Annotated in this window: 9 protein-coding genes; 3 read left to right on the top strand and 6 right to left on the bottom strand. The window is 69.3% G+C overall.

Annotated elements, in window-relative coordinates; genetic code table 11:
• From BGN98_RS06485 to BGN98_RS06465, 5 genes are all read right to left on the bottom strand, one after another.
• The coding region (locus BGN98_RS06485; protein ID WP_502687819.1) for an arsenic resistance protein at nt 1-513 on the bottom strand (513 nt) is incomplete at its 3' end.
• Nucleotides 510-836, bottom strand: a complete 327-nt coding sequence (trxA, locus tag BGN98_RS06480) for a thioredoxin (protein ID WP_144882514.1) — start codon at nt 834-836, stop codon at nt 510-512. The genes trxA and BGN98_RS06485, both read right to left, overlap by 4 nt.
• Nucleotides 833-1,807 carry a thioredoxin-disulfide reductase gene (gene trxB / locus BGN98_RS06475; protein ID WP_288120329.1) on the bottom strand — a complete coding sequence of 325 codons (975 nt, stop codon included), beginning with the start codon at nt 1,805-1,807 and terminating at the stop codon, nt 833-835. The genes trxA and trxB overlap by 4 nt, the downstream gene beginning before the upstream one ends.
• 184 nt (nt 1,808-1,991) lie before the next feature.
• The gene (locus BGN98_RS06470) at nt 1,992-2,675 is read right to left on the bottom strand and encodes a hypothetical protein (RefSeq protein WP_288120328.1); all 684 of its coding nucleotides are present in this window, start codon (nt 2,673-2,675) and stop codon (nt 1,992-1,994) included.
• A gap of 51 nt (nt 2,676-2,726) precedes the next feature.
• Nucleotides 2,727-3,260: an amino-acid N-acetyltransferase gene (locus tag BGN98_RS06465; RefSeq protein WP_288120327.1), complete on the bottom strand. Its 534-nt coding sequence runs from the start codon at nt 3,258-3,260 to the stop codon at nt 2,727-2,729.
• Between the two features lie 47 nt (nt 3,261-3,307).
• Between BGN98_RS06465 and BGN98_RS06460 the strand changes: the two genes are divergently transcribed.
• From BGN98_RS06460 to BGN98_RS06450, 3 genes are read left to right on the top strand one after another with little or no spacing between them, the layout of a single operon-like run.
• Nucleotides 3,308-5,836, top strand: coding sequence for a circularly permuted type 2 ATP-grasp protein (locus BGN98_RS06460; RefSeq protein ID WP_288120326.1), 2,529 nt, complete (start codon nt 3,308-3,310; stop codon nt 5,834-5,836).
• On the top strand, nt 5,836-6,762 hold the full coding sequence (locus BGN98_RS06455) for a transglutaminase family protein (protein WP_288120330.1): 927 nt from the start codon (nt 5,836-5,838) through the stop codon (nt 6,760-6,762). The genes BGN98_RS06460 and BGN98_RS06455 overlap by 1 nt, the downstream gene beginning before the upstream one ends.
• A complete protein-coding gene (locus BGN98_RS06450) occupies nt 6,759-7,502 on the top strand; it encodes a gamma-glutamyl-gamma-aminobutyrate hydrolase family protein (RefSeq protein ID WP_288120325.1) in 744 nt (247 codons plus the stop codon). The genes BGN98_RS06455 and BGN98_RS06450 overlap by 4 nt, the downstream gene beginning before the upstream one ends.
• Before the next feature lie 155 nt (nt 7,503-7,657).
• On the opposite strand, the gene BGN98_RS06445 is transcribed toward BGN98_RS06450, so the two are convergent.
• Nucleotides 7,658-9,108, bottom strand: a 1,451-nt coding sequence (locus BGN98_RS06445; protein WP_288120324.1) for an AAA family ATPase, incomplete at its 5' end; no start/stop codon positions are given.

Genomic DNA, 9,108 nt, shown 5'->3' with positions numbered 1-9,108 from the left:
CACGGTCAGGTAGAACCAGCCCAGCACCGAGAACATCACGACCTGGAAGACCGAGTTGATCGCGACCAGCACCGCGGTCGCCTCCCGGTCACCGCACGCGAGATCGTTCCAGATCACGACCATCGCGATGCAGCGCGCGAGACCCACGATGATCAGCCCGGTCCGGTACTCCGGCAGGTCGGGCAGGAAGATCCACGCGAGCGCGAACATCACCGCGGGCCCCACGAGCCAGTTCAGCACGAGCGAGGAGACAAGAAGCTTCTTGTCGCCCGTGACGGCGGCGACCTTGTCGTAGCGGACCTTCGCGAGCACCGGGTACATCATCACCAGCAGGCCCAGCCCGATCGGGATCGAGATCCCGCCGACCTCCATCGCAGAGAGCGCGTCAGAAAGTGCGGGCACGAAACGACCGAGCAAGAGGCCCGCGACCATCGCGAAGCCGATCCACAGCGGAAGCCACTTGTCGAGGGTGGAGAGCCGTTTCGGGGCGGTGCGGGTCAGGGTGTCGGTCATGCGAGCAGCTCTTCGATCTTCGCGACGTAGACGGGTTTCGGGTGCGCGCCGATCAGCACGTCCACCCGCTCTCCGTTCCGGTAGAACCCGAGGGTGGGGATCGAGGTCACGCCGGCCGCGGTCACGGTCTCGGGGTTCTGGTCGGCGTCGACCTTCACGATCTTCACCCGGCCCGCGTAGTCGCTGGCGAGCTGGTCCAGGATCGGGGCGATCGCCTTGCACGGGCCGCACCAGGTCGCCCAGATGTCGACCACGACGGGTAGCTCGGACTCGATCACCTCAGCCCGGAAAGTAGCGTCGGTGACGGGAGTGACGATGCTCATGCGGAGACCTCCAAAGCAAGCTCAGGAACGGTGGTGGGTTCGAGGTTCGACAGGTAGTGCTGGGCGTCCTGCGCGGCCGCGCAGCCGGTGCCCGCGGCGGTGATCGCCTGCCGGTACGTGTGATCGACGAGATCCCCGGCCGCGAACACCCCGGGCAGGTTCGTCCGCGTCGACGGGTGCGCGACCCGCACATACCCGTCCGCGTCGGTGTCGACCTGCCCGGTCACGAGCTCGGAACGCGGGTCGTGCCCGATCGCGACGAACACCCCCGTCGCGTCGAGCGTGCGCTCGGCCCCGGTGACGGTGTCGCGCAGCGTGAGCCCGGTGACCTGCTCATCGCCGAGGATCGCACCGACCTCACTGTTCCAGGCGACCTCGATCTTCGGGTCCTCCAGCACGCGCTGCGCCATGATCCTCGACGCGCGGAACTCGTCCCGGCGGTGCACGACGGTCACCTTCGACGCGAACCGGGTGAGAAACAGGGCCTCCTCCATCGCGGAGTCCCCGCCGCCGACCACGACGATCTCCTGCTCGCGGAAGAAGAACCCGTCGCACGTCGCGCACCAGGACACTCCGTGCCCCGACAGCCGCTCTTCTTCGGAGAGGCCGAGCTTGCGGTACGCGGAACCCATCGTGAGGACCACCGCCCGCGCCCGGTACGTCGCCCCGGCACCGGTCTCGATGGTCTTCACGTCGCCGTCGAGCTCGAGGCGGATCGCGTCGTCGTAGACGATCCGAGCGCCGAATCGCTCGGCCTGCGCCCGCATCGACTCCATCAGCTCCGGTCCCTGCACGCCATCGACGAAGCCCGGGAAGTTCTCCACCTCCGTCGTCGTCATCAACGCACCGCCCGCGGTCACCGAGCCCGCGATCACGACCGGCGCGAGACCCGCACGCGCCGCGTAGACCGCCGCCGTGTATCCGGCGGGACCGGACCCGACGATGACCAGTTCGACTTCTTGATTCGACATGCTTCTATATTGACATCTATCGAATCAATCCGCGAGTTCGCGATGGCTTTGTCACCGGATGTTCACCTACCGTGCTCAGGCATGGCCGCCAACACCCTTCGCGCGTGAACCTCCGCATCATCGACGAAAAAGGCGCGAAAAGTGCACTCTTCAACAATCGGACCTACCAGTAATGATCGCGGGTTCAGCGCAGTTCGAATACCTTCGTGTCCGCTGCCTGGATGCCGCCGATCGAGACCGACAGGTGGTAATAGCCGGGCGAGGCCTGCGGCCGCGACGATCCGCAGGTGTCGACCGACGATCGCGTGCGGTCCCACTGCAGCGGCGTCACGCTCGAGACCGTCTGGCCCGCTGCCAGCTGAACGACCTGATCGCTCGACTCCGACTGGCAGTCGGTCGAGCGCCACCACGTGTCGGTGCCGCTGGTGATCACGAACGACTGTGTCGCGGTTCCCACGTTCATCAGGCACGGCGCACCCGATGTGTTCGAGAGCGTGATCGACAGTTTGGGCAGCTCGCCGGCGCTGTACACGTCCTGATCAGTGACCGCCTGCACCGAGATGGCCGCGGTCGAACACGCCGCAACCGTGGGCGCCGTCCCCGACGCGTCGGGGGTGAGGTTCGGTGCCACCGGCGCCGCTGAGGCTTCCGCGGGCGCCGCCGACGCGGGAGGAGTCGACGCCGACGCGACGGGCGTGGTGACCGACGGGCTCGATACGGGTGCGGCAGCCTGTGACCCGCGCCACGGCTGCCAGATCACGAGGACGATCGCCGCGATGATGACGAGGACGATCAGCACGGCGACGAGCCGGCGCCGCCGGTAGACGGCGGGGCTGGGGCGTCGCGAACGGCGCGTCGGGGTGCTCACTCCTCCAGGCTAGGCCGCGGCATCCCCGTCTCCTGCCGGGGCGCGCGGGGCTCAGAGGTTCTTCAGCATGCGGGTATTGCCGAGCGTGTTCGGTTTGACGTGCGCGAGGTCGAGGAACTCCGCGACACCCTCGTCGGGGCTGCGCAGCAGCTGCGAGTACACGTCGGGGTCGACGACCTGTTCGCCGATGGGCGTGAAACCGCGACGACGGAAGAAGTCGACCTCGAAGGTGAGACAGAACAGCCGCGACAGACCGAGGTCGACCGCGCGGGCCTCCAGCTGCGTCACGATCGCGCCGCCGACACCGTGATGCAGCCAGTTCTCCGCGACGATGAGCGTGCGAATCTCGCCCAGGTCCTCCCACATCACGTGCAGGGCGCCGCAGCCGATGAGCTCGCCGTCCTGCTCGGCGACGACGAACTCCTGCACCGATTCGTACAGGGTGACGATCTCCTTGCCGAGCAGGATCCGCCGCTGCACCCACGGCTCGAGAAGGGCGAGGATGCCGCGGACATCCGAGGTCCGCGCGGGCCGGACGACGGGGCGCGCCGGGCTGGTGCCTTCGGTGGGGTCGGCAAGGGTCACCGACCCACTGTATTGCCCCCTACGCTGGAGCCGGGAAGGACTTCGCCGTGAGTGTGTTGCGCGACTATGCCGCGACGGTGTCGCAGCCGACGCTGCCCTTGTCGCCGTCGGCCGAGGCGGTTCGCTACGACGAGTTCGTGGATGCCGACGGCTCGCTGCGCCCCGGATGGAAGGCGCTGGCGGCGCACGCCTTGAGCCTCACCGGCGAGGATCTGCAGCGCGTCGACGGCGAGATCGCGCGTTTTCTCGCGGACGACGGCGTCTCGTACCTGCGTGGCGACTCCGGGCCGCAGCCATGGCAGCTCGACCCGGTGCCGTTCGTGTTCGACGCGGCCGGCTGGTCGCCGTTGGAGGTCGGGCTCGCGCAGCGGGCCGAGTTGCTGAACGCGCTGCTCGTCGACCTGTACGGACCGCAGAATCTGATGCGCGAAGGGATTGTGCCGTCGGCCGTCGTCTTCGGCCACTCCGGTTTCACTCGCCCGTTGGCCCGCGCGAGCGCCGTCGACCCTCATCCGCTGCTGCTGGCGGCGACCGATCTCGGGCGCGACGCCGAGGGCGAATGGCACGTCCTCGCCGATCGCGTGCAGGCACCGTCGGGTCTGGGCTTCGCCGCGGAGAATCGCCGGGTGATCTCGCAGGTGCTGCCCGACCTGTTCCAGGAGGAGAACCTCCACCGCATCGACCCCTACTTCTCGGCGCTGCGCGCGGCGCTGCTGTCGTCGGTGGCCGCCGAGATCGATGACCCGCGAGTCGTGATCCTCACTCCCGGCACGCTGAGCGAGACGGCGTTCGACCAGGCGTTCCTGGCGAGCGCGCTCGGTTTCCCCCTCGTGCAGGGCAGCGACCTCGTCGTCCGCGACGGGTTCGTCTGGATGAAGCCCGCCGGCTGGCCCCGCACCCGTCCCGCCGACCGCATCGACGTCATCATCCGGAGAGTGGATGCCGCGTGGTGCGACCCCTTGGAACTTCGCGGCGACTCACGGCTGGGCGTCGCCGGGCTGAGTGAGGCCGTACGCCGCGGCCATGTGCGCCTGGTGAACGGCCTCGGAGCCGGCGTGCTGGAGAACCCGGGGCTGCTCCCCTATCTGCCCGCGGCGTGCGAATACCTCCTCGGCGAGCAGTTGCGCATTCCGTCGGTGCCGACGGTGTGGTGCGGCGATCCGGAGGCGAGGGACCGGGTGCTGTCGCGCGTGCGCGCGGGAGATCGGGGCCTGATCGTGCGCACGATCGACGAACCGCGCAAGGCGTTCAGCGAGATGTCGGCCGACGACCTGATCGCGCGAATCCAGTCGGCTCCGCACCGGTTCGTCGGGCAGGACCTGCTGCCACTCTCGCAAACCCCGGTCTGGTCGAGCACCGACGATCTCGGTGCGCGTATCGACGCGCTGCCGTTGACGCTCCGCGCGTTCGCGTTGCGCTACGGCTCGGCATACCGTCCGCTCGTCGGAGGTCTGGCGACCGTGCGAGAGAGCCCCGATGCGCTCCCGCGGACGAAGGACGTGTGGGTGCTGAAAGCCTCGGAGGACGACCCCGACCAGAACCTGACCGAGATCGCGCCTGCACCGACGGCCCGCAGCGTCCCGCCGCTGGCTCCCCGCGCGCACGCCGACATGTTCTGGACCGGCCGCTACGCGGAGCGCGCGGAAGACCTTCTGCGGCTGCTGCTGACGGCGCAGACCGAGCTCGACCAGCCTCGTGCCCACGTGGCGGGCCGGCTGGCGGAGAGCCCCCGCGTTCTGCTGGATGTGCTCGGACGCCTGGCCGGAATGCGCTCGCTCGATCCCGAGGCGGAGTTCCGCTCGCTGCTGCTGGACGTTCGCCGTCCCGGCTCCGCCGCGCATTCGATCGCGCGGCTTCGCGAAGCGATGGAAGGCGTCCGCGACCAGCTCTCCGGTGACACGTGGCGGGTCTTCGCGACGATCGATCGGGCCACCCGCGCGCTGCGCGGCTCGTCCCACCCGCACCGCACGGCGGAGTCGGGAGGGCGCATGCTCTCGGCGATGCTGTCGCTGTACGGCATCACGGCGAACATGATCCGCGACACCGGCTGGCACATGATCGAAGCCGGCCGCTTCCTGGAGCGCGGACTGCAGCTGTCCGAACTGCTGTCGACGGGTCTGGCTGAACGCCACGCGCCCCGCGCCGAGCGCAGCGTCTTGGAGGCCGTCCTCCTGGCGGCCGAGAGCGTCGTGACCCACCGCCGTCGCTACCGCGGATCGATGCGGGCCGCCGACGTCCTCGATCTGCTGCTGCTCGATCACAGCAACCCGCGCTCGCTCGCGTTCGCGCTCGCGCGTCTGCGCGAGCATCTGGCCGCCATGCCGGCATCCACGGGGTCGACCCGGGCGGAGCGCCTGCTCGATCATCTCGAAACGGAACTCGCCGCCATCGACGTCGCCGCGCTGGACGTCGTCGATAACGGTCGACGCACCACGCTCGTCGCCTTCATGGCCGATGTGACGGCGCAGCTCGAACAGCTCTCCGATGCCGTCACCCATCTCCACTTCGAGAGCGGGCCGCCCGCCGTCGCGATGACCGACCTGTCCCTCGTCGAGTTGATGGAGGCCCGCGCGTGATGCGTTACCGCGTCTGGCACCGCACCGCCTACACGTACGGCAAGCCCGTCCAGGACAGCGTCGGCCAGTTCCATCTCGTACCCCGCGGCCTGCCCTGGCAGGAGGTCACCGAGGCGAGCGTCCAGGTCGACCCGGCTCCGGGCGACATCGCGCCCGACACCGACGCGTTCGGCAACTCGGCCACCTACTTCCACCTCACCGACCCGCACGAGGCGCTGACGATCACCGCCTCGAGTGTCGCCGCCGTCGAGACGCCCACATACGACGCCGACGCGCTCGCACTCCCGTGGGAGCAGGCTCGGCCGATGCTGAACACTCATCTGCCCGAGGCGTGGCGGGCCGTCGAGTACGCCCTGGAGTCGCCGCGGGTGCGCCACGAGCCGGAGGCCGCGGCGTACGGTGCCGTGTCGCTCACGCCCGGTCGACCCATCGGTGAGGCCGCGACGGATCTCATGCAGCGGATTTACCGCGACTTCGACTACGACAAGACGGCGACCACCGTCACCAGCACGGTGGGCGATGCGATGCGCGCGCGGGCGGGGGTCTGTCAGGACTTCGCGCACGTGGCGCTCGCGTGCCTGCGCTCGCACGGGGTCGCCGCCCGCTACGTCTCGGGCTACCTGGCGACGCAGCCGCCGCCCGGCAAGGAGCGGGTGTTCGGCGCCGACGCGTCGCATGCGTGGCTCGCCGTGTGGCTGCCCGGCAGCGACCAGTGGCTGGCGATCGACCCGACGAACGACCAGTGGGCGAACGACCGCTACGTGACGGTGGCGTGGGGTCGCGACTATGGGGACGTCGCGCCGGTGCGCGGCATCATCTTCACCAAGGCGAAGAACTCGACGCTGCGCGTCTCGGTCGACGTGGCTCCGCTCGATGCGGCGGCGACCGCTGCGTCACTTCCTCCCGCGGCGACAGGAACCGCATGAGCGCCCCCGCCAGAGACATACGACCCGTCATCGGCCTCACGACCTACCTCGAGCGCGCCCAGCAGGGTGTGTGGGACGTGCGCGCGGCCTTTCTGCCCCAGGTTTACCTCGACGCGACCACCGCGGTCGGCGGCGCGGGGGTGCTGCTGCCACCGCAGCCCGACCCGGATGCTGCCGCCGACGCGGTGCTCGACGGTCTGGACGGGCTGGTCCTCACCGGCGGCCTCGACGTCGATCCCGCTCTCTACGGCGCCGCGCCCCACCCCGAGACCGACGAGCCCCGCACCGATCGCGATGCGTGGGAGTTGGCGCTGCTGGCCGGCGCACGTCGTCGCGGCATGCCCGTCTTCGGCATCTGCCGGGGTCTGCAGCTGGCGAACGTCGCCGCGGGTGGCACACTGCACCAACATCTGCCGGAGGCGCTGGGCACGCGCCGCTATCAGCTCGGCGGCGGCGTGTTCGCGACGAACACGGCGACGGTCGAAGACGGCACACGACTGGCGGACATCGTCGGCGCCGGCGACCTGTCGGTGCGCAGCTACCATCATCAGGGCATCGACCGGGTCGGCGACGGTCTCGTCGTCAGCGCCCGCAGCGACGACGGTCTCCCGCAGGCGATCGAGACGATCGAAGGGCCGTGGTTCGTCGCGGTGCAATGGCACCCCGAAGAGGATGCCGCCGACCGGCGCCTGTTCGCCGCGCTCGTCGCCGCGGCCCGACGCTTCCGCGCCGCCCGCTAGACGTTTCGACTCGCTGCGCTCGCTCAACGACCGGACAGGACACCCCGGTCGTTGAGCGAGGCGCGCAGCGCCGAGTCGAAACGCCCCACGCCCCCGCGAACGCCGAAGGGGCGGATGCCGCCGCATCCGCCCCTTCGTACAGTGATCGAACCGGGTCAGCTTCCGGCGACGATGTCCGGCGTGGCCTCGATCGCGCCGGCGGCACCGACACCCACCGCGACCTTCTCGCCGCGGGGACCGTGCTCGAACAGGAAGGTGCCGTTCTCGGCATCCACCTTGACGTGGTCACCGGGGTTGAGCTCGCCGTGCAGGATCCGCTCGGACAGCTGATCCTCGACCTCGCGCTGCATGGCGCGGCGCAGGGGGCGGGCACCGAGGGTCGGGTCGAACCCGATCTCGATGAGGCGGTCCTTGGCGGCGTCGGTGAGCTCGACCGTCATGTCACGGTCGAGCAGACGCTCGCTCAACCGCTTGGTGAACAGACCGACGATCTGGCGGAGCTCCTGCTTGTTGAGCTGCGGGAAGACGATGACGTCATCGACGCGGTTGAGGAACTCCGGCTTGAAGTGACGCTTCAGCTCCTCGTCGACCTTGCCCTTCATCCGCTCGTAGGTCGTCTGCGAGTTGCCTTCGACCTGGAACCCGACCGGGCCGCCGGCGATGGCCGACGATCCGAGGTTGGTGGTCATGATGATGACCGTGTTCTTGAAGTCGACGACGCGGCCCTGACCGTCGGTCAGGCGACCCTCTTCGAGGATCTGCAGCAGCGAGTTGAAGATGTCGGGGTGGGCCTTCTCGATCTCGTCGAAGAGCACCACAGAGAACGGCTTGCGCCGCACCTTCTCGGTGAGCTGGCCGCCCTCTTCGAAGCCGACGAACCCCGGAGGGGCACCGAACAGCCGCGAGACGGTGTGCTTCTCGCCGAACTCGCTCATGTCGAGCGAGATCAGCGCACCCTCGTCGTCGAACAGGAACTCGGCGAGCGCCTTGGCCAGCTCCGTCTTTCCGACGCCCGTGGGGCCGGCGAAGATGAACGAGCCGCTGGGACGCTTCGGGTCCTTGAGGCCGGCGCGCTGACGACGGATCGTACGGCTGAGCGCGGCGATCGCCTCCTCCTGGCCGATGACCCGCTGGTGCAGCGCCTTCTCCATGAAGACGAGACGGCTGGTCTCCTCCTCCGTGAGCTTGAAGACGGGGATGCCGGTGGCCTGCGCGAGCACCTCGGCGATCAGACCCTCGTCGACGACCGCGTGGCTGGCGACGTCGCCGCTGCGCCACTGCTTCTCCAGGCGTAGGCGCTCGGCGAGCAGCGACTTCTCCTCGTCGCGGAGGGCCGCGGCCTTCTCGAAGTCCTGCTCTTCGCTGGCCGCCTCCTTGTCCTCGCGGACCTTGGCGATCTTCTCGTCGAACTCACGCAGCTCCGGCGGGCTCGACAGGATCGACAGACGCAGGCGCGCGCCGGCCTCGTCGATCAGGTCGATGGCCTTGTCGGGCAGGAACCGGTCGCTGATGTAGCGGTCGGCGAGGTTCGCCGCCGCGACGATGGCGCCGTCGGTGATCTGCACCTTGTGGTGCGCCTCGTAGCGGTCGCGCAGCCCCTTCAGGA

The sequence above is a fragment of the Microbacterium sp. 69-7 genome (assembly GCF_001897985.1).
Classification (GTDB): domain Bacteria; phylum Actinomycetota; class Actinomycetes; order Actinomycetales; family Microbacteriaceae; genus Microbacterium; species Microbacterium laevaniformans.
This window is presented reverse-complemented; position numbering and strand designations above follow the sequence as displayed.